Here is a 21,733-nt window from a genome sequence, read left to right as displayed (position 1 = left end):
TGATTTGGATGCCGAATTTCGCGCCTTAAGCAAAAAAAGCCCGTCCCACGGTTAATCTCGGGGGACGGGCTTTTGATTATTCGGCGGCTTGAACCGCGGCCGCCGGAACGGCTTTTCGGGGCTTGCCGAGCAGCGCGTTCATCGCTGCGGCAAGCTCCTCCGGATGCGGGGCGGTCCATTCGCCCCGCTGCCCGAACCGGGCGGCATCGTCCCAGGCGATGAACCGCCGAAGCGCATCGGCGCGCGCGCCGGGCATCGACGCCGACACGGCGTCCGCGTACTCGCGCGCGGTATGATGCGGCGGCCGCGCCATCATGCGGCGGCCGAGCAGCACCCACGCCGCGGCGGATACCGCGGCGAACTGCTCTTGCGCGGCGGCGGCGCGGCCTGCGCCATGCGCCGCGGCGTACCGGCGCAGCGCGAGCGCGAGGCGAAGCCGCCTGCGCTGCGCCGCCGCCGCAAGGCCGGCCGCGAGGAGCAGCGCGGCCGCGCCTGCGGCGGCCAGCGCGGCGGGCGAAGCCGCCGCCGCGCCACGGGCGGCGCTCCGCGCCGCCTGCGCGAGGGCATCCGCCCCTCGCGCCACCGCCGAGGCGGCGTGATCCACCGCCGCCTCAAACTGCGCCAGCATGCCGCCCGTTCCGGCAGCGGCATGCTCTGGCGCCCCCGCATCATCGGCAGCTCCGCCCGCCGACGACGGCTCGCCTGACGCCGATGCCCCGGCGTCCGTTCCCGCTGGACCCATGCCGCCGGCAAAGCCCGGCGTCGGGTCAAAAGGCACCCAGCCTACGCCGGGGAAGTACACCTCTACCCAAGCGTGCGCATCCTTCGCCCGTACGTTGTAGAGGGTCCCGGCTTCGCTGGCAGCCTCCGCGCCAGCCGTTGATACCGGCGTGCCGGAAACAAAGCCTTTTACCCAGCGGGCCGGAATTCCTTCCTCGCGGAGCAGAACAACCATAGCGCTGGAGAAATGCACGCAATATCCGCGCTCCTGCTCAAACAGGAAATAGTCCACAAAGTCCGCTCCCTTTGGCGGAACCGCGCTATCCAGCGTGTACGCATAGCTGTTCTTCAAATATTGCTCGACCGCTTTCACCTGATCGTAACGGTCGGTCCCCGCGGCTCCGGCAAGCTTGTCCGCCAGCGTCTTCACGCGATCCGGCAAAGAATCCGGCAGCTGCAGGTAATCCGTCAGATCCGTCTTCTCCGTCTGCGCAAGCGCCGCGGTTTCTCCCGCTAAGGCCGAGCTGCCCCCTTCCCGCAATAAAGCAGCATCGGTTACCGGAAGCCGGCTTTCCACGGTATACCGCTCCACCTGCGCTTCCGTATCCGCCGAATACAGAGCGCCGGCCAGCTCATCCTCCACATACGTGCTTAATTGCCGGTTGGGATCAATCGCCGAAAGACTAAGCACGCGTCCCCCGCTCCCCGCGAAAAAGAGCGGCATTCCCGGCGAAGCCGAAGGCTCGGTCATCACGACCGTCTGCCGAATGGTCCGGTCATCCCCGGAACCGTTTACCGCAAGCGCTGACGGTTTATCTCCGTATTCCACCGGATGCAGCACCTTCCCGCTCCAGCCGCTTTCCCAGCCGCGGCCGTTATAGACCGCTTTGGATTCGCCTCTCCAGTAAGTCTGAACCGGCGAAAAACCGCTGAACACTACCGTGTCGTCCTGGGATAGGGAAGCCCCGAGCTCCCGGTCGTCGAAGCCATACCCGGTCATGCCGCGGCTTTGACCCGCGGTGCCCATAGCCGCCTGCATGGCAGCCGAATAATTCTCCTTGCCAAGCTCCACCATCGCCTGTTCAAGCCGGTTCGCCGCGTTTACGGTCCATGCCGAAGGCTCCGTTTGCCTCGGCTGCCCGCTGGATAACAGCATTCCGACGCCCACGCTTAGCAGCACCAGAAATTCTCCCGCAGCCAGCCATTTCGGATGGAGCTGACGGTCGAATTCGCTGCCGCCTCCCTGCATCCGCCTTACTCTGGCCATCGTTACGACGGCTCCTAACAGCAGGCCCTCCGCCGTTGCGCGAAGCAAGCCGTTAAACACGTCGATTCCAACCCAGGTGTGAAGAATGAGCAGATAAGAAACCGTGATGGCTGCCAGCCCCAAGGCAACCTGCCTCAGCCATACAAGCGCCTGCAACGCAGGCGCCAGCATCGCCCAGCCTACGAAAAGCAGCAGCGTCCTCAGCTCGCTGGTCATCGTCCACATGCCGTACGTGAACAGCTCTTTGATATCTCCGGCCAGCATGCCGGGGTAATTCGCCAGCCACTGCAGCGCGTTTTCGTCATTTCCTTTAAATAGAAGCATGATGGTCAAGACGCATAAGGAGCCGTTCATAAAGAGCGATATATACCAGGCCGGGCGAAAAAGCCCCGTCGCCATCACGCAGCCGACCACCGTCAGCAGCGGGCCGATCTGGTACACATCCGCCCATTCCTTGTAATGGAGCCACGGCAGCAGCCATTCGGCCAACAGGCCGAATAACAATACGGTCGTCAGCACCCGGAAGCCCAACGACCCGTTATCGGGAGCGGAATCACGCATGCCGGACGCCTCCTTCCGCCGTATGCGTCGGCCGGTTCATCTTATCCGGATAGGCGAGCCAATTGACGGATAACCCCGCCTGCTCCAGCAGTCGCTGCTGCTCGCGCATCGCAAACGTCAGAACCGCTTGCTTCGTGACGACGTGCAGACGGATTCTGCATTTCTGATCGGCCGCATAAGCGGCAAGCTGAACCCAGCTTTGACCGCTTTTCCAGTCAGCGGTATAGACATGGATCACCCCGCCGGGCTTCAGACCGCCAAGCTCTGCCCGGAGGCTGTCCAAGGAGACCACCGCTTTCGTAAGCTTCAGCTTCGCAAGCCGTTCCAGCAGTTGGCTGGCCTGTTGGGCGGCTTGACCGCCCCGCTTCCGCTTCTCCTTGGTCCCTCCTGTACCGACTGTCCCTGCAAGGAGCCGGACATCGCAGCCGTCCGCTGCCGCTATTTCAATTCCTCTTGCCAGCCATGCCAGAGATGCGTCGAATAACCGCTCGTCATGATTAAACGCAGCGCCGTTCGTATCCGCCACCATAATAATCTCGGCAGGCTGCTCGAGCAGATGCTGCTTCGTGAACATCCCCCGTCCTTTTGCCGCAGCCCGCCAATTCATATGCCGAATTGAATCCCCATCCCGGTACGGCCTGCTGTCGGGCCCGATTCCGGCTTGCTGCAGCAGCCTGTCCGCGGTAATATCGCTGAGCTCCCCGCTGTCGCTGATAAAAGCTGCGGACGAATCGCCCGATACCTGCTCCGCTACGGTTCCGTGCAGCTGCTCCGTCCGGCGCCGCCCCTGCTCCGGAAGCGCGGGTACGACCGCTAAGGTGCCGGGACATTCCAGCTTTTTATGAAAAGCCGTAAGTCCTAGCCAATCCCCAACCGTTACGGTCACCTCACCGAATCGATGCTCCCCTCGCCTGACGGCGAGAACGGAGTAGCAGATCTCCACTTCTTTGCGCAGGATAGGCGCCACAAGATAACGATAGTCCAGGCGCGTCTTTTTTGCCGCGCTTGTATTGGTCATTTCGTCCTGAACGGCTATCCATGCAAAAGGCACAAAGAAAGAACGCTTTAACGTCAGCCGTATAACCGCCTCTTCGCCGTCCTTGATTTTGGGTTCCGTAATAACCCGGCTTACCGCAAGGCCAAAGGTCGAGAGCAGCGGCATGACAATCGATAACAACGGAAGCAGACTCAGCACAATCAGCATAAAGGTCTCTACCGCCCCGCCCCGGGCAAGCATGCCGGCCAGACTCAGCAGCCAGCCGGCCGCTATGAGGAGCCAGGCTCCCCAGCGGGTACGATAAACCGGAGGACGGGCAGACTGCGCCGGCTCATCCACCTGCGTTTCCGTTCCTCTCTTGTCTGCCCCGACCGGATTCTTGTTATGGCCGGCCGACGGTGGGAAGCCCTGTGCCAGCTGTCCTTGGGCCGGCTCCGCCATCATGACGTTCGAGTCGTTTCCCTGCGTCTTCATTTCTGCCTCCCTGCGGCTTGACCAGGGGCAATGGACGCGGGCAGCGGCGTGCTTCTCATTATTCGGATTAACGCTTCGGATACCTGTCTTCCCCCGGTGCTCACGCCGTTCAGCCGGTGCGCCAGCACCGCTTCGCCGGTTGCGAACAGATCATCCGGCAGCACGTATCTTCTTCCCTCTACGTAAGCTCTAGCCTGAGCCGCGCGCAGCCAGTCGCGTCCCGCGCGCGGACTTAATCCCAGCTCCAGCTCGGGCGCGCGTCTGGTCGCATCCGTCACCTTTGCCATATATTCGAGCAGTCCGGGATGGACATGCGCCTGCCGCACCTCGCGCTGCATCCTCAGCCATTCCTCCAGCATCAGCACCGGGCGCAGCTGTTGAGGCTCCAGCCTCGTGCCGGACGCGTACTGCTCCAGCATTTTTGCTTCGCTCTCCATAGACGGGTAGCCAATGGACAACCGCATCATGAAACGGTCCAGCTGCGCTTCCGGCAGCGTATTGGTCCCTTCATAGCTTAACGGGTTCTGCGTCGCAATGAGCACAAACGGCTCCGGCAGCTTGCGGGTCTCCCCTTCCACGCTGATTCTCCGCTCCTCCATCGCTTCGAGCAGCGCCGATTGCGTTCGCGGGGAAGTCCGGTTAATCTCGTCCGCCAGAACGATGTTGGCCATAATCGGCCCCGGCCGGTAGACAAACTCGCTGATCCGGCTGTCCCAGACCGCTCCGCCGATCACATCCGCAGGCAGCATATCCGAGGTGAACTGGATCCGCTTGAATTCTCCGCCCAGCACGCGCGCAAAAGCTCCCGCCAGCATCGTTTTCCCCACGCCCGGCACGTCCTCCAGCAGCACGTGGCCGCCGGCCAGCATAGCCGTCAGCAGCTGGATAACCGTTTCTCTTTTCCCTAGCAACACCTGATCTACTCTATGAATAAGCCTTTGCAGCAGCACCTGCGGCGGCTCCGGCCAAGACTGCGCTTCCGCTCTTCCCTGCAAGCCTTCGAATTTCGGCACGATCATCTCTATCATCGACCTCCTGAAAAATAGCATCTCTATCTTTCAGTATCGCCACGCGCCTCTCTATTTAGACCTGCTAGAGGGAAGACGGCCCGATCCAAATCTCTCTTTTGCCTTCCGTAACCGTAATTCGGCTTATGCCAAAATGAAACCGCTGAAGCGTCTCTCTTAAATGCACTATTATCCGGCTTGGCAGAGACGTTCCGCTGCCTCCTACCTCCGCTGCCGTCCAGCTAACGCTTTGATTGTTCACCATGGCTTCGACGACTCCGTTTGCCATGTCTAGACGGATAATCCCATGAAGCCCTATAGCCAGCTGTCTTAGAGGCACATCGATAGTGCCGCTCAGCGTTTTGTAATCCTGCGGGGCAAACGGAATTTCATCCCCGCCGGCATGAATGATTAAGCTATGGGTATTCAGCTCGGGTAAGTTTGTTCTCGTCCGGGCCGTATATTGCACGAGAGTCTGCGTCTCTTGAGCCGTTACCTTGGGACGCTTCCACTTGAGCGTTGGCGCGAGACGGAATTGAATGGGCTTAACCTGTTCGGTTAAGACCGCGAACTGATAGCCTTTATTTTTAAAGTAACCGATCACTTCCGGCAGCGCCTTTACCGACTCCCCGTGGATGGAGCTGTCATGCATCAGCACAACGACTTTGCCGGACAGCCTGGAGCCTTTAACGGTGCTTACGATCTCTTTGGCGGGCACGCCAACCCGCGCCGAGTCGCCGCTGTCCACGTTCCAGTCGTTGACGATATAGCCGGCCTTCGCAAGCGCGTCGTAATACCCTTGGTCAAAGTTGCCAAACGTCCCTCCCGGCGCGCGGAGCAGATTGGTCCGTACCCCCGTCACTTTGTAGATTTCATCGTCGGTGTCCATCACCTGCTTCGCGAACGCGGAGAAGCTGCTGTACAGCTCTTTATAGACATGATCATACGTATGATTGCCGATGGCATGGCCTTCCTTGACGACCTGCCTCGCGATATCCGGATACTGCTTCACTTCCTTGCCCAGCATAAAAAAAGTCGCCTTCACGCCCTCCCGCTTCAGGATGGCCAGAACATCCTTTGTCTTCCCGCTAGGGCCATCGTCAAACGTCAAATAGACGGTTGGCTTGACCGCCGCCGTTTTCGCTTCCTCCGCGCTATAGTCAACCAGCTGATCCGCCCGAATCAGACTGCCCGCCCCTTCTTCCTGATACGCCGCTGGCCTTGTCGCGGCCGCAGCCATCTCGCTTGCCAGCCCGGCTTGCGCCAGCTCGCTTGCTGCCTCCCCCCGCTCCTCCGTTACCGGACCGGCTCCAAGCAGCCCAAACCATAACACAACCAAACATAATCCCGTCCGCACCAGCAATCGCATCTTATTGCCACCCTTCTCTACTCTCGTTAGTCATCAAACTAGTAGAGTATATGAGCGGCAAATCTAGCAAATGCCCCGTTAAAAATTAATTTCGTATATGGTTGTCAGGTGGCTGCTCTTCCTCTACCCAAGTCTCTAGCTCAACAAAAAAAGACGGGCCCCACAGGACCCGTCTTCCAATCGTTATAGCTTTGCCGCCTCGTCAGCCACCTGCTGGACGTGGCCTTTGATCTTTACGCCGCGCCACTCGCGGACAAGCTTGCCTTTCTCATTGATGAGGAAGGTCGAGCGGACAACGCCCATGTACTCGCGGCCGTACAGCTTTTTCATCTGCCATACGCCGTACTTCTCGCATACCTTGTGATTCTCGTCCGAGAGGAGCAGGAACGGCAGGCTTTGCTTGCCGATAAACTTCTCATGCGACTTAACCGGATCCGGGCTGATGCCAAGCACGACCGTATTACTGTCTGCCATAGCAGGATAGGCGTCCCGGAAATCGCAAGCCTGCTGCGTGCAGGTTGGCGTATTGTCCTTCGGGTAGAAATAGAGGACAACCTTTTTCCCGCGGTAGTCGCTAAGCTTCACCGTCTCGCCGTTTGATGCCGGCAGCTTGAAATCCGGCGCTTTTTTGCCTACTTCTATCGTAGTCATGCCACTAACCTCCAATTACCTGCCTTAACCTGCGGGGTCTACGAGCCCGCGCCGCGGTACCGCTTCACGCCATGATTCCACAGCGCCAGCCCCAGCCCGAATACGATAACGCCCATAACCGGCGTAAACCAGGCCAGCTGAGATAAGTCATCCGCCTTTTTTTCCAGGAAGTACGATGCGGGAATTACGCCTACAAAGGCAAAGGGCAGCAGCCAGGTCAGGACAAACCGAATCGTTTTGTTATAAATGTTGACCGGGTAACGGCCATAGTTCTGCACGTTGTAAATAAGCGGTACGATGCCCGTCGGCGCATCCGAGAAGAACGATATCGCCGACAGCGCCGTATAGATCCCGCCGTACACAAGCACGGCGCCAAGCACGAACAGAAGCATGATCAAGACATAATACCAGTGGAACGCCAGTCCGAGATCATTCCAGCAGACGGCCATGATAACCGCCCCTACCACGGAACCGATCAGGGACGGCGGATCCACGTTTTCGAGCAGCACTTGAAACAGGTTGTGGGCCGGACGCGTCAGAATGCGGTCCATCTCCCCTTTTACGATATAACGCTCGCTGAAATTCCACATCCCGAAGAAGGTGGAGAAGATTCCGTACGGAATCATGAAGAAGCCGTATACGAAAATAACCTCCGATTCCGTCCAGCCGCCAAGCGAAGGCGTATGCTGGAACACGACAAGGATAAAGACCAGGTTCATCCCTTGGAACATCAAGTCCGACAGCACCTCGACCCAAAAATCGGCGCGGTAGGTCAGACGTGTTTTGGCATAGTTTTTAATGTATTCCCAGAATAACACGGCATACAGCATCTTGAGTTAACCTCCTTGCACGAACAGCCGCTTGCGGGCCGCACGCCAAGTAAATAGAATGGGCACAAGCAAAATAACGAACCACAACGCCTGAATGCCCAGAACGCCCCACGCCTCGCTCATCGGGGTGCGCCCGGTAAACACGGCGCTTGGCAAATACGTAATGGCCTGGAAGGGCAGCCATTCCATCGCCCCCTTGAGCCAGCCCGGGAAGAAAGCGATCGGAATGAGCACGCCGGAGAACAGATCGACAAGCACCCGCTTCATCCGCATCATCCCCTCGTTATTTTCCACGAAGAAGGCCGCGAGACCGGTCAGAATGTTTAGCTGCGAGTTAATGAACAAGCTGAATAGCAGCATGATGAAATAAACAATCCATACAGCCGGATCCTTCGGCAGCTTGACCGGAAACAGCAGACAGACGATTACAAGTCCCGGCCCCATAAAGAGAATCAGGCGGAACAAGCCTTCGCCAAGCCCCTGCATCATTTTGACGAGCAAATAGGAGTACGGCCGGATCAGCTGCATCGCGATGCTGCCGTCCCGGATATCGTTCGCAATCTCGCGGTCCAGATTATTGAAATAGAAGGCGCGCGCCATCCAGGACACGGCGATATAGGTCGTCATTTGAGCAAGCGTAAACCCCTGAAGCGTCTCGGCCGAGCCGAAAATCGCTTTCCAGAGGAAATAATACGCTCCGATATTAATCGCATAAATAATGATACCGCTATAATAATTAACGCGGTAAGCCAGCATGGTCAGAAACCGGATTCGGATAAAATCGACGTAAGCGCTCATCATCGGAGAGTAGTCTCCTTCTCGGGCTCCGCCTCGGCCTCCTGCTTTGTAGAGTCGGTTTCCAGCAGCGTTGCCGCGGCAGATGCCGACGCTGAACCGGAGCGGTAAATTTCGCGCACGATATCGTCGGTGTTCGTCTCGAGAATTTTGATATCCCGGATATCCGCCCCTCCTACAACTACGCCAAGCGCGTCCGATACGTTAATCGTATGAGGCAGCCACATCGAGGCGCCCTGCTCGCTCATCGTCCAGGTGACATCCAGTCCCGCCGTAAGCAGCTGCAGCTTCGCAAGCGACGTTGGCGTGCCGAATTGGAACTGAATCTCGCGGCCTTTGCTCCAGCGGTTCTTCAGCTCCTCCAATCCTCCGTCGTAAATAATCCGGCCGTCGTCCAGCATGATCACCCGCGAGCACAAGGCTTCGATATCCTGAAGGTCATGCGTGGTAAGCAGAATCGTTGTCCCTTCCTCACGGTTCAGATCCTTAAGAAACTCCCGAATTTCCGTCTTCACCATAATATCGAGACCGATGGTTGGTTCATCGAGGAACAGGATTGACGGGTTATGCAGCAGCGATGCTACAAGCTCGCAGCGCATTCGCTGACCAAGGCTCAGCTTGCGCACCGGACGATTCAGCAGATCGCCAAGATCGAGGCGCTGCACGAGGTTGTCCAATCTTTTGCGGAAATCTTCCTCGGACACGCGATATACTTTGCGCAGCAACTGGAAAGACTCTATAACACCGATATCCCACCAAAGCTGGGAGCGCTGGCCGAAAACAACGCCAATTCCTCCGACGAATTTTTCGCGGTCTTTGTAGGGTACATAACCGTTTACCTTCAGTTGTCCGGATGTCGGCACCAGAATGCCGGTCAGCATTTTAATCGTTGTCGATTTGCCTGCGCCATTCTCGCCGATATACCCGCAGATCTCGCCTTGCGGAATTTGAAACGAAATATCTTTGACGGCCGTTACCTCGTTATATTCTCGTTTGAACAGGTCTTTCAGAGCGCCGGACAAGCCCTCTCTGTTCTTTTGCACTTTAAACTGCTTTCGCAGATCTTTGACATCAATCGCCAGCATGGGTCTACTAAAACTCCTCTCCGTTAAGAACGGTCGACATTTCCCGGGGAATTATGAGTTTTTTCCAAGGGAAACGATAAAACTTGCGTCTATCCATCGTTCCGCTTTATAATTTTATGATATGTAATATTACAATAGTTATTGTTTTGCGTAAATGGCAGGCATCATCGGTTCGGGAGCGATGAATCGCCTGTCTGATTTGGGTTTACACACTTTGCAGGAAGAGTTGCTGAAAGGAGCACTACTACAGTCATGGCTACAAAAGCTAAAAAGAAAAGAAAACCTTGGAAATGGGTACTCAGCGGTTTTCTCGTAGTTATAGTTATTGCCATCGCCGGCCTGGTTTACTGGGGCACCGGCGTATATAATTCGTTAGACAATTTCAGCAAGAACAAAGAAGATTCCCGGTTTGGCCAATTCGATAACAATACAACCACCGCTCAAGCGCCTCCGAAATGGGAAGGCAAAGAACGCGTCAATATTCTTCTTCTTGGCGGCGACGCCCGCGGTTTGGAAGAAAATCAGGTTCCGCGGTCCGATTCCATACTGATCGCATCCTTTGACCCGGTTACGAAAAAAGCGCATCTCTTCTCCGTTCTCCGGGACACATACGTCGATATCGAAGGTCATGGAAAAGGCCGGATTAACACGGCGATTACGCTTGGCGGACCGCAGCTGGCCATGAAGACCGTCGGCGACCTGCTTGGTCTCGACATTCAATATTATGTGTACACGGATTTCGAAGGATTCAAAGCCTTAGTCGACTCGATCGGCGGCGTATACTTCGACGTTGAGAAGGATATGCATTATACAGACAATGCCGATAAAAATAAATACGATATCGATCTGAAGAAGGGCTACCAGCTGCTGGACGGCGACAAAGCCCTGCAATACGTCCGCTTCCGCCACGATGCGATGAGCGACTTCACCCGTACGGAGCGTCAGCGTGAATTTTTAGGCGCGGTAGCCGACAAGCTGAAGTCGGGCTGGAACATCGTTCAGATGAAGAAGATTCTGGACAGCGTATCACCTTACATCGAGACGAACCTGCAGGTTACCGATATGCTGAAGCTCGGTCAGCTCGGCGTCGATTCCCACTTGGCAGGCACGCAGCAGATTCCTCCGATGGACAATATTGCCGAGGAGCATGTAGGAGGGGCAGCCGTTATTGGCGTTCGCGACCTGGATGAACTGAAGGCTTCGGTTCAAGACACGCTGGCGAAGGATGATACGGAAACCACGCCATCCCCATCGCCGGGTGCCGGGAACGGAACCGATACTACTACAACTTCTACTGACAGCGGCACAGCGCAATAGGGATATAGATAAAGGGAGTTAGTTTTAAAAAAAGGACCAGATCTCCGCCAACCGGCGAGAACTGGTCCTTTCGCATTCATGCGGTTAAAGGTAGAGCTCACTAACCATTCATTTGTTTAATCATTAGCTGTCGCGGGTTATATTGCACGAAATACAGCATCTTGACGTATTTGAGCCCCGTAGGCAGATCTATCCTGCACGGAATGCAGGATATTATAGACTATACTGCCCAATTGGGCTAGATTCCGAGTGATATACTGCATTTGGTGCAGCATAACTTGCCCGTTGCCTGTTCCTGGGGCAAATATACTGCTCTTCGTACAAAGTGTAGAGAAGAAGAGCTTGCTATGCCTATCTGTTTGGTAAGCCCCCAGCATGACTTTGCTTTTTGCTCCGACTGCGCGATAATGGGAAGTGTCGATTTTCTTCATTCAGGCTGCTTGCTTTAAACAAACGCTTACATATTACGAAACACGGAGGATTTCTTTCATGTCCATGCAACGCAAACGTTCAGAGGCGCTTTACGAGGAAGCGCTGCAGCATATCGTGGGGGGCGTTAACAGCCCTTCCCGTTCTTACAAAGCGGTTGGCGGCGGTGCGCCGGTGTTCATGAAGCGCGCGGAAGGCGCCTACTTCTATGACGTCGACGATAACCGCTATATCGATTATTTGGCGGCTTACGGTCCGATTATTACGGGACATGCCCATCCGCATATTACCGAAGCGATCGTTCGCGCAGCGCAAAACGGGACGCTCTACGGGACGCCTACCGAGCTTGAAATCCAAATGGCCCGCATGCTGAAGGAAGCAATCCCTTCTCTCGATAAAGTCCGCTTCGTTAACTCCGGCACCGAAGCCGTCATGACAACTATCCGGGTTGCGCGCGCGTTTACGAAGCGCAATAAAATCATCAAATTCGCCGGCTGCTACCACGGCCATTCCGACCTCGTTCTGGTTGCAGCGGGCTCCGGTCCTTCTACGCTTGGCATTCCGGACAGCGCGGGCATTCCGACCAGCATCGCGCATGAAGTGATCACGGTACCGTTTAACGACCTGAATGCCCTGAAGGAAGCGCTGGAGCGTTGGGGCGACGATACGGCCGCCGTCATGGTGGAGCCGATTGTCGGCAACTTTGGCATGGTTATGCCACAGCCCGGCTTCCTCGAAGGCGTCTGCAAAATGACGCGCGAAGCCGGCGCTCTCGTTGTTTACGACGAGGTCATTACGGCGTTCCGCTTCCATTACGGCACTACGCAGACGTTTCATGTCTTCCCGGATTTCAAAGCCATCGAGCCGGATCTTACCGCGCTTGGCAAAATCATCGGCGGCGGACTGCCGATTGGCGCCTACGGCGGCCGCAAGGAAATTATGGAGCAGGTTGCTCCGCTCGGCCCCGCTTACCAGGCAGGCACGATGGCGGGTAATCCCGCTTCCATCTCGGCCGGAATCGCGTGCCTCGAGGTGCTACAGGAAGCAGGCATTTACGACCGCATGAACGATCTGGCGACAATTCTCGCAGACGGCTTGCGCGTTTCGGCAGCGAAGCACGGCATACCGCTTACGGTCAACCAAATCCGAGGTTCGTTCTCGACCCACTTCTGCAATCATCCGGTAACGAACTATGAGGAAGCGCAGGATACCGACGGCGAAATGTTCGGCCGCTTCTTTAAGCTAATGTTGGAGCAAGGCATCAACCTGGCTCCTTCCAAATATGAAGCTTGGTTCCTGACTACCGCCCATACGAAAGAAGATATCGCAGCTACTCTCGCAGCTGCTGATCATGCCTTCTCGAAGCTGTAATAGATTTAAAAGCTGTTCCAGGCTGACTGGAACAGCTTTTTTCATTTAGCCGCCTTGATAACAGGAAGAGACCCCGGCAATGTTGAATTTTGCGGGGTCTCTTCTCTAGCCACTTATTTATAGAGCTCGATTTCGTATAACGAAGGACCGTATGGAGCAAAGCCCTTCTCTGTGACATAGACTCGAACATATTGACCTTGCGCAGGAGCATCCAGATTAATAATCTGCTTCAATCCGTCTCCGCTAAGCGATTGTCCCGAAACGGTATGGACTGTCGTCCAGCTCGCGTTATCGGTCAGATCGGCACCCGGCTGAGCCACTTGAATGTCGAACGACTTCCCGTAAGCTCCTTCCCAGTTCAAAGCAAGCTTGCTGAAGGATTCTACGGCACCTAGATCCACGTAAATCCATTCTGGATGGTTATCCGTGTTTGTTGTCCAATCCGCACCCCATCTCGAGCCCTGATCGCCGTCAGTAGCCTCAGCCGCCAGGAATGCACCCTGCACGGAGGAAGCAACGGCAGTCTTGCCAAGAGCGAGGTTCACATCGGCCGTGACCGCTTGAGTTACTTCATTGTCCGCATAACCGGAAGCCGTTACCGTAATCGTGTAGCTGCCGGCTGCGGCAAATACGCCTGCATTCAGCGTGATTTTGCCTGCTGCAACCGTGTACTGGCTGGCTGCAAGAGCGGCATTGTTGACTTTAACGGCCGTAATCGCGCCTTCCCATGCGGAATCGCTGGCAAAAGCAAGGTCGATGCTACTGCCAACCTTATTATCGGTCGAGTCCGCTGTCAAGGCTGGGCCAAGCGGCAATACCGGGTCGGGATTCGACGGATTGCCGTATACTTCGACCTCCCATAACGAGTAGCCCCATTGCGTGCCTCTTGCCGTACCGTAGATCCGCACATGGCGCGCTTCTTCGCCGTGCAGCGTAATGTTGTCGATACCGCCGTTGCCGGAAGGCTCGGTAAAGATGGTGGTCCAGTCGTTATCGCCCGGCGTTTCCGCCGAAGAGACTTGAACCGCATACGTCTTGCCGTAAGCCCCTTCCCAGCTCAGCGTCATGCTGTCCAGCTTATAGAGCTTCTTCAGGTCAAGCGAGATCCACTGCGGATCCTGTGCGGCGCTCTCCCATCTTGTTCCGGCCTTGCCGTCAATTGCGTTTGCTGCAGGCTGGTTATTCGTAGAAGCGGTTGCCGTGCTGCCGAGAGCGATGTTCTTCGCGTTGGTCTTCACTTCCTGCGATACTTCCGCTGCCGCATAGCCATTAGCCAGAATGGCTATGGAATACGTCTTGATCGATGGGAACAGGGATGCGTCAAACGTGATTTTGCCTGCCGCAACCGTATATTGGCTTGCATTCACGGCTGCCCCATCGATTGTAATGCCCGTAATGGCGTTTCGCCAAGCCGCATTATCCGCAAAGGTCAATTCAATCGGGCTGGTCAGCTTATTATCCGTTGAATCTGCCGTCACCGTTGGCGGGGACACTTTCTCCCGGACGGCTACTTCATCGATATAAATCGTATGCTCGCCGGATGGTGTCGTAATATCTCCGCTAATGACATTGCCAAGCAAGTATTTCACCGTCAGCGTCATGTCAGCCGTTGGCTTCAATACTTTCGTATAGACCGTAGAAGAGTCGCCTGTAAGGTTGAACAGCACTTGCTGATTGCCGCTGTAACCTGTCAACTCGACCAGAATCGGACGGTCAACGGTTGACCAGGCTTTAAAGCTCAGCTCATACGTTTTGCCGGCTTTCAGCTTGATGCCGGATTGCATGAACTGCGTGGACCACGTATACGGAACGCTCCATTGCGGGTCCAAACCGCCGTTATAGTTGATTTGGATGGCAGCCTTCTCGTCCTCTACCGAAATCGAAGAGTAGTCATCGGCTCCTTTCCACGATTCCCAGTTAGCCGTACCGTTCGTAAAGCTGCCGTTTAATACAAGGTTGCCATCGCCGGAGAAAACTAGCTGCGTCAGGACAGCATCGCCATACCCGGTCGCGGCTACCTTCACCGGATAGTTGCCGTCAACGGAGAAGACATCCGAATGAAGCGTCAGCATCCCTGCTGCTACTGCGTATTGCGAGACATTGAGAGCCGCACCGTTTACGGACACCGACGTAATAGCGCCTCTCCAGGCAGCGTCATCCGCAAAAGGAATCGCGATCTCTTGGCCGGCGAGATTATCCGTGCTGTCCGCTACCATCGTTGGCGGACGCTTCACCGGCGCATTTTCCACCTCAAGCACAACGTTGTCGATCCAGACGGTACCAACCGCACCGTTAGGGGTCTTGCCAAGCATGATTTTCAGCGCAAGCAATTCGTCGGCCGTAGGGCGAACGGTAAATGTCATATGCGTCCAGTCCGTGCCGACGGCTTGCACGCCGGAATCCAATCTCCGGACGTACGAGGCGTTTTCCAACGTAGCCTGCAGGTCGCGGGCAACGGAGGCTTTTACGTCAAACTCCAGCGTATAGGTTAGGCCCTTCTTGAAGCTCATGCCGCCTTGAATCAGCATATTGCTGTATGGCTGATTGCCAAGGCTTGTTATGTTGATTTTTGCGGCGCCATCCTCCGTGAAGAACTGTGCAGCCCCGCCATCCTGCGTATTCTGCTCCCAGTTCAGAAGGCCGGCGAAGAAATCGCCATTCTTCAGCGGGAACAGGTCAACGCCCGTGAAGTCGAAGTTGTTATTCGTCGTCCGGATCAGGGAAACGTTGTCGATTGCAACATCCGCGTCATTGCCGCCAAGTCCGAAGACCAGCTGGCCTTCCTCATCCGTAACGCCAATCGGCATCGTAAACGCAAGCTCCTGATTGCCCATTGCCGTGCCGATCGTAAAGTCTTTCGAAGCATAGACTGTATGGCCGTCCTTGCTTACGAATGAAACCTTAATGGAACGCTCCGCTTCCCCCGAAGCCTTGAAGTCCAGCTTATAGGAATCGTTTTGAAGCAGATTGATGCCCTTCTGCGTAAGCGTAATGTCCGATGGACTGTCTCCGCCGTTTGCGATGGCGGCTTCAAGCTGTCTTGCCTCTGAGTCAACCGAAGCAGCAGCGTTCGCGCCGCCCGAAGTTTCAAAGTTCCAGTAGGTCATACGGTTCATCGATCCAAGATCGAAATTGCCGTTGTACACATGCTGTCCGTTGCCAAGCGGCGCTTTTGCCCCGTTTTGCTCGGATACCGCGTCAACCTCTTCGATCTTAATATTGCCGATCCATACCGTATTGGTATTAAGACCGAGATTAAGCTCCAGCCGCGCGGCAAGATCGGTATCGTTATTCATCAGGAAGCGGTACTCGTAATGCTTCAGATTGGTTGTCAGCGCGGCATCGAAGTTATCCGAATAAGCGCCCCAGCCGTTATCCGCATCGCCGCCGACCTTCAGGCTCATGTTTCTTGGTGCCGATGCTTTGGCGTCAAAGCTGATTTTGTAAGCGTGGCCTTTCGTTATCGTTGCGTACTGAATCAATTGCAGTGCGTAATTCTGGTTGCCCCCGCCGGTAATCGACACTTTGGCGAACTTATCGTCGCCGATGGTGTCTACGACCGCAGAGCCTGCTCCTCCAAAGTCCGGCGTATGCAGGAAGCTCCAGTAGTTCGCGTCAAGCGCCTGCGTGGAGTCCGTAATATCGGTCAAGCCATGCTCGAAGTCCTGATCCACAATCGCTTTCGCGTTAGCCGGAATCTCATCCTTCGAATCCGGTTCTACCGGCGTACGGTAAGGACGGCCCGTCAGTTCGTAGGCACGAACATAGTCCACTTCCATTTTCGCCGGCAGATCGCTGTCGGCCGGAAGACGGTTGCCGTCAAATTGACCGCCAACGGCCAGGTTTAGAATAATATAGAACGGTTTATCAAACGGCGCGGGATATGCGTATTTATCCGGCTGATCGGCTCCCCAGCTGTTCCAGTTGTTAACCGTCTGATAGAGATTGCCGTCCACATACCAGCGGATCTCGCCCGGCTCCCACTCTACCGAATAGGTATGATAACCGGAGATCGATTCGCCTTCGGGGAAGTTGTAAGCCGCACCCGTTGCTTTATTGTTCGGAGCATTCTTGCCGTAATGAATCGTTCCGCCGACTTCATGCGGCAGACGGCCTCTCGCTTCCATAATATCTAGCTCGCCGGAAGCAGCCCAGCCGCCGTATTCGCTATCCTTCGGCATCATCCAGAAGGCCGGCCAAATGCCTGTGCCTTCCGGCAGCTTCATCCGGGCTTCGAATTTGCCGTAGGCCTTCGTAAACGTATTGCTGGTCCAGAGACGGCCGGACGTATACGGCTTGCCGTTAAACGTCTCTTTTTTCGCGGTAATAACGAGGTTGCCCGTTGCCGGATCAACGGCGATATTTTGCTTGCGGTAGTATTGCTGCTCGTTATTGCCCCAGTCCGCAACGCCGTATTCGGAGCCGTTGCCTTCCTGGTAGCCCCATTTCGTCAAGTCGACGCCGTTTGTATCGGGAGTGACGGCATCGCCGTTAAACTCGTCGGACCAGACAAGGCTCCACATTTGCTGCGCTTCAATCGTTTGCGTGACTTGACCCAGCTCGTGCCCGGATGCCGCAACGACGATAACGTGATCGCCCGCTGCTGCAAATACGCTCGCTTTGATCGTAATGCTGTTTGTTCCCACCGTGTAATCTTCTGCAGCCAGCGCTGTTCCGTCCACGGTGATCGCGTTAATCGAGCTGCTCCAACCCGGTTGGGAAGCGAACGTCAGCGTAATGTCCTTGCCCAGACTGTTGTCCGACACATCAGGCGTAACGATTGGAGCCGAAGGAAGGCGGATATCGTTCACGAGCGATACCTTTTCTCCCAAGGCTTCTTTGGCGCCCTTCCGCTCGAAGCGGACGTTGTCGATCAAGACGTCATGCGCTGCCAGAACATCGCCGTTCTTGCCGAGCAGGTACTTCAAGCCTACCGTATCATCCTTAGGCATCGTAAACTCGAAGGCGTAGCTCTTCGTTGTTTCGCCTAGCGTTAATTTTTGATTCAGATAACGGGTATAAGTGCCATTTTCCGCAATAACCTCAATGGTTTTGGCTGCGGTTGATCTTGCGTCAAAGGTGACGATATAGGTGTTATCCTTCTTTACCGGAAGCGGCTCTTGGAAGAGCATCACATCCCAAGGATTCGCGCCTGCATTCTCGATATTGATCCTTGCTCTGCCGCCCGTAAAATCAAACGTTCCTTTCGAAGTACCGTCATACACGCCTTGAATATGCTTTGACCAGTTGGCTTCGCCGTCCGTAAAGTAGCCGTTTTTTAATAGGAAGGCTTTCTCGCGGGCGCCTTTGATTTCCACGCGTACGTTGTCCGCGTACACATCATGCGCGCCTGCCGGATTGGTTGCTTGCTTGCCAAGCAGTACTTTAAAGGAGGCTAACGTATCTGCCGTAACGGGCAGCTCATACGTAAACGTCTGATAATCTTCCGTCAGGTGCTCCATCTTCGAAAGCAATCGTCCGCCGGCGTTATCCACGACAATCTCCACGTCGCGCTCCGCGGTTGATTTGAGATCCACGGATACAACATAAGTATTGTCCTTCCGGAGAGTAAAATCGTTCTGCATCAGCATGACATCCCAAGGATTGTTGCCAACGCTGCTTACGTTAACCTTCATGCTTCCTGCTTCTTCGTTATAGCCGGTCACTTTATCCCAGCCGTCATAAAAGCCTTGCACATGCAGGTTCCACGATGCTTTGCCGTTCGAGAAGTCGCCGTTCTTCAGCGGGAACTGTTCGGAGAGCGGCAAATCGCCGATACCATTGTTCGTCAGACGGGTCATAACCACATGATCAATGATCACATCCGCATCGCTGCCGCCAAGCATAAACACTAGAATCGCCTTGTCATCTGCTGCTGCCGCAGAGTTGAAGTTCACCGTCTGTACAGCGGATGTTCCGGTCAGGTTGACCTCAATCGGATCGACCACATTCGTCCCGTCCTGCTTCCGAATGCCAACCTTGATTGTACGGTCGGAAGCTGCGCTTGCGTTAAACGTCACTTGATAGTCGTTGCTTGGAATCAAGTTAATGCCTTTTTGAAGCAGGGTAACGGAAGAAGCATCCGCTCCGCCATTCGTAATATTCGCCTTGAATTCGCGGTCTTCCGGATCAACGGAGGCCGTTGCCGTCGCACCGTCCGCCGTATTGAAATGCCAATAAGTCAGACGGTCCAATCTTCCGAGGTCAAAATTGCCGTTGTATACATGATTGCCGTTAATCGGCTCTTTCGCCGCATCCTCGTTATACGGATCGGGTGCGTCCACTTCCTCCAGCTTCACGTTGCCGATCCAGACGGGGTTCGTATTCAGGCCGATATTAAGCTCAAGGCGAGCCAGAACATCCGTATCGGCAGCCATCTGGAACGTCATGCTGTACGTCTTGAATTCATCGGTTAGGCTTGCCGACAAAACATCGGAATAGGTTGCCCAGCCGCGGTCGGCGCCGCCGCCAATCTTGGCGGACATGGTCCGGTTCGCAGTGGATTTGGCATCAAAGGAAAGCTTGTAGTATCGGCCTTTGCCTACGGTAACATTCTGAATGAGCTGCACGGCATAGTCCTGCGAGCCTCCGGCCGTAATGTCCGCTTTGGCATACGTTTTGCCGCCAATAACGTCGGTTCCGATGGAGCCGTTGCCGTTATAAGTAGGGACATGCACAAAGTTCCATTTTTCCGGATCCAGCGTATCCGCGTCCGTCGCTACCGTCTTAAAGCCATTCGCGAAATTCACGTCATGCACATAGTTGCCGTCAATGGCCGGTTTATGATTGTCGGGCAAAGCCTCTTGTTCAACCTTTGGCTCTTCAAGTCCTTCAGTGGTGTATCCGCCCTTCTTATCGTAGACGCGGACGTAATCGACTTCCATCGTCCGGGCGTTGTCGTCGAGCGGCATCTTGCCTCCGTCGAAGTTGCCGCCAACCGCCAGGTTCAAAATCATATAAAACGGTTTATCAAACGGTGCCGGATAAGCGTATTTCGCCGGCTGGTCGATTCCCCAGCTGTTCCAGTTGTTTTGCGTTTGATAGACAACGCCGTCTACCAGCCAGCGGATTTCGCCCGGCTCCCATTCAACGGCATAGACATGCTCGCCGCTGAAATCCGTTCCGTTCGGAAAGTTGTATTTGTTGCCTGTGTAGCGGTTGCCCGGGGCGGCTTTGCCGTAATGGATCGTTCCGGAAACCTCGCCCGGCAGTCGGCCGACCGCTTCCATGATATCGATCTCGCCGGAGGATGCCCATGTGCCGTATTCGCTTGCTGCAGGCATCATCCAGAAGGCTGGCCAGAAGCCTTGCCCCTTCGGCAGCTTCAGCTTCGCTTCGAACTTGCCATAGGCTTTGGTAAACGTATTTTGAGTGAAAATTCGGCCGGAAGTATAAGGCTTATTATTGCTGTTCGCTTCCTTTTTCGCCGTAATGACAAGCTTGCCGTCTTCTACCTTCATATTGTCCGCTTCATAGCTTTGCTGTTCGTTATTGCCCCAACCGTCAAGGCCGTATTGCGAGCCCGTGCCAAGCTGATAACCCCACTTGTCGAGGTTTACGCCATTCGTATCGAGGTTGCTGCCGGTTCCGTCAAACTCGTCATTCCAGACCATCTGCCACTCCTCGGTTGGCGTTGGAGTTGGCGACGAAGAAGGTGGATTGCTGCCTCCGCTGCCGCTGTTGCTAGACTGATTATCTACTTGAGATTCGCCTTTGCTAAGCTTATTGCCGTTTAACGTAGAACCGTCCGTTTGATTGTTTAAATGGTCGATATCCGAGTTATTCGTTTCCAGTACCGTCTCGGAATTCAAATTCATCGTTCCGACCTCCGAGCCGTCAACAACGACGCGTACCGGTCCTTCCTTCTTATCCACAACGATATTTGGCGTCTGCACGTTGTTCAGATGGATACTATGCACACCGCCGCCGCTTATAAAGATGGTTCCTTTTACTTCCGTGTTTTTCAGCGTAAAATCGCCTTCGCCAATCCCCGCGGCCAAGTAAAGATTCCCGCCGATTGCCGAGTTCTCGATCGTTACGCCGTCAAGGTTCACCAGCCCGTTGCCCGCCAGCTTCTGATCCTTGTACGTCTGCGCTTTCACGTAAACTTCGCCTGCTAGGCGGCTTAATAGAACAACCGCTTCCGCACGGGTAATGGACTTAAGCGGTTGAACCGTCCCGTCCGGGAAGCCCTTCAAATAACCCCCGCTTACCAATTGGCCCAGCGGCTCTGCCGCAAATGCGCTAACCTGTGATTTATCCTGAAAGGCTTCGAGCGGATCAGCGCCTGTTACTAACGGCAATTTGAACAGTCCTGCAGCCATTTTTGCCGCCTCTTGTCTTGTAATGGCCTCATTTGGTTTAAAGGTTCCATCCGGATAACCGTTAATAAAGCCTGCTTTCTTCCCGATCGACACCGAATCGGCATACCATGCTTCAGCCCCTACATCCGAGAAGCTGTTCTCTCCTTTTGCCGTAAAACCAAACAAGCTGTTAATCAGCTTCGTAAATTCCGCGCGCGTAATGCCTTGCTCCGGCTTAAACGTTCCGTCCGGGTAGCTGTTAACGATGCCCTTGGAGATCCAATCCGTTACCTGCTGCGAAGCCCAATGCCCCGCGACATCCGGCGCTGCTGCAGCCGTTGCTGCCGCCGCTGTATCCGATGCCGCAAATACGGCTGAAGGCACGTAACTTACCGCAATAACGACCGACATCGCTAACGACAATAACCTTCTTGTTCTTTTTCTAGTCAACACTGTTTTCCCCTCTCAAGCAAGATGACCAGGGTGACTGCACTTGTTGTGACGTTTTCAGAATTTTCAAAAAAGGGTAACCGGCAAAAGAAAAGGAACGCCTGGCG

11 protein-coding genes are annotated in these 21,733 nt (G+C 55.2%); 2 read left to right on the top strand and 9 right to left on the bottom strand.

Translation table 11 applies throughout. The annotated features are described in order from the left end of the window. Positions 1 to 76: 76 nt before the first annotated feature. The 8 genes from EV294_RS20345 to EV294_RS20310 all read right to left on the bottom strand — a co-directional run bounded on the left by EV294_RS20345 (position 77) and on the right by EV294_RS20310 (position 9,756). Complete coding sequence (locus tag EV294_RS20345) at positions 77 to 2,548, bottom strand: DUF4129 domain-containing transglutaminase family protein (RefSeq protein WP_132310096.1); 2,472 nt, start codon at positions 2,546 to 2,548, stop codon at positions 77 to 79. Then, entirely contained in the window at positions 2,541 to 4,019 is a 1,479-nt protein-coding gene (locus EV294_RS20340) for a DUF58 domain-containing protein (protein WP_132310094.1), read from the bottom strand. The genes EV294_RS20345 and EV294_RS20340 overlap by 8 nt, the downstream gene beginning before the upstream one ends. Then, positions 4,016 to 5,038: an AAA family ATPase gene (locus EV294_RS20335; protein WP_132310092.1), complete on the bottom strand. Its 1,023-nt coding sequence runs from the start codon at positions 5,036 to 5,038 to the stop codon at positions 4,016 to 4,018. The genes EV294_RS20340 and EV294_RS20335 overlap by 4 nt, the downstream gene beginning before the upstream one ends. 73 nt (positions 5,039 to 5,111) lie before the next feature. Continuing rightward, positions 5,112 to 6,395 (bottom strand): polysaccharide deacetylase family protein, encoded by a 1,284-nt coding sequence (locus tag EV294_RS20330; protein WP_132310090.1) that lies wholly within the window; start codon positions 6,393 to 6,395, stop codon positions 5,112 to 5,114. A gap of 183 nt (positions 6,396 to 6,578) precedes the next feature. Further along, a complete protein-coding gene (bcp, locus tag EV294_RS20325) occupies positions 6,579 to 7,046 on the bottom strand; it encodes a thioredoxin-dependent thiol peroxidase (RefSeq protein WP_132310088.1) in 468 nt (155 codons plus the stop codon). A gap of 38 nt (positions 7,047 to 7,084) precedes the next feature. Then, positions 7,085 to 7,876 carry an ABC transporter permease gene (locus EV294_RS20320; protein WP_132310086.1) on the bottom strand — a complete coding sequence of 264 codons (792 nt, stop codon included), beginning with the start codon at positions 7,874 to 7,876 and terminating at the stop codon, positions 7,085 to 7,087. Between the two features lie 6 nt (positions 7,877 to 7,882). Continuing rightward, positions 7,883 to 8,677, bottom strand: a complete 795-nt coding sequence (locus EV294_RS20315) for an ABC transporter permease (protein WP_132310084.1) — start codon at positions 8,675 to 8,677, stop codon at positions 7,883 to 7,885. Next, entirely contained in the window at positions 8,674 to 9,756 is a 1,083-nt protein-coding gene (locus EV294_RS20310; protein ID WP_132310082.1) for an ABC transporter ATP-binding protein, read from the bottom strand. Before EV294_RS20310 ends, EV294_RS20315 begins: the two co-directional genes overlap by 4 nt. A gap of 252 nt (positions 9,757 to 10,008) precedes the next feature. Between EV294_RS20310 and EV294_RS20305 the strand changes: the two genes are divergently transcribed. Together EV294_RS20305 and EV294_RS20300 are read left to right on the top strand one after the other, a co-directional pair. After that, positions 10,009 to 11,073, top strand: a complete 1,065-nt coding sequence (locus tag EV294_RS20305; RefSeq protein ID WP_132310080.1) for an LCP family protein — start codon at positions 10,009 to 10,011, stop codon at positions 11,071 to 11,073. A gap of 489 nt (positions 11,074 to 11,562) precedes the next feature. Continuing rightward, complete coding sequence (locus EV294_RS20300; RefSeq protein ID WP_132310078.1) at positions 11,563 to 12,873, top strand: glutamate-1-semialdehyde 2,1-aminomutase; 1,311 nt, start codon at positions 11,563 to 11,565, stop codon at positions 12,871 to 12,873. Positions 12,874 to 12,986: 113 nt separating this feature from the next. Here the strand turns inward: EV294_RS20300 and EV294_RS20295 are convergent, their stop codons facing one another. Then, on the bottom strand, positions 12,987 to 21,629 hold the full coding sequence (locus EV294_RS20295; RefSeq protein ID WP_132310076.1) for a hemoblobin-interacting domain-containing protein: 8,643 nt from the start codon (positions 21,627 to 21,629) through the stop codon (positions 12,987 to 12,989). Between the last annotated feature and the right edge of the window lie 104 nt (positions 21,630 to 21,733).

This window comes from Paenibacillus sp. BK033 (assembly GCF_004345425.1).
Lineage (GTDB): Bacteria > Bacillota > Bacilli > Paenibacillales > Paenibacillaceae > Pristimantibacillus.
This window is presented reverse-complemented; position numbering and strand designations above follow the sequence as displayed.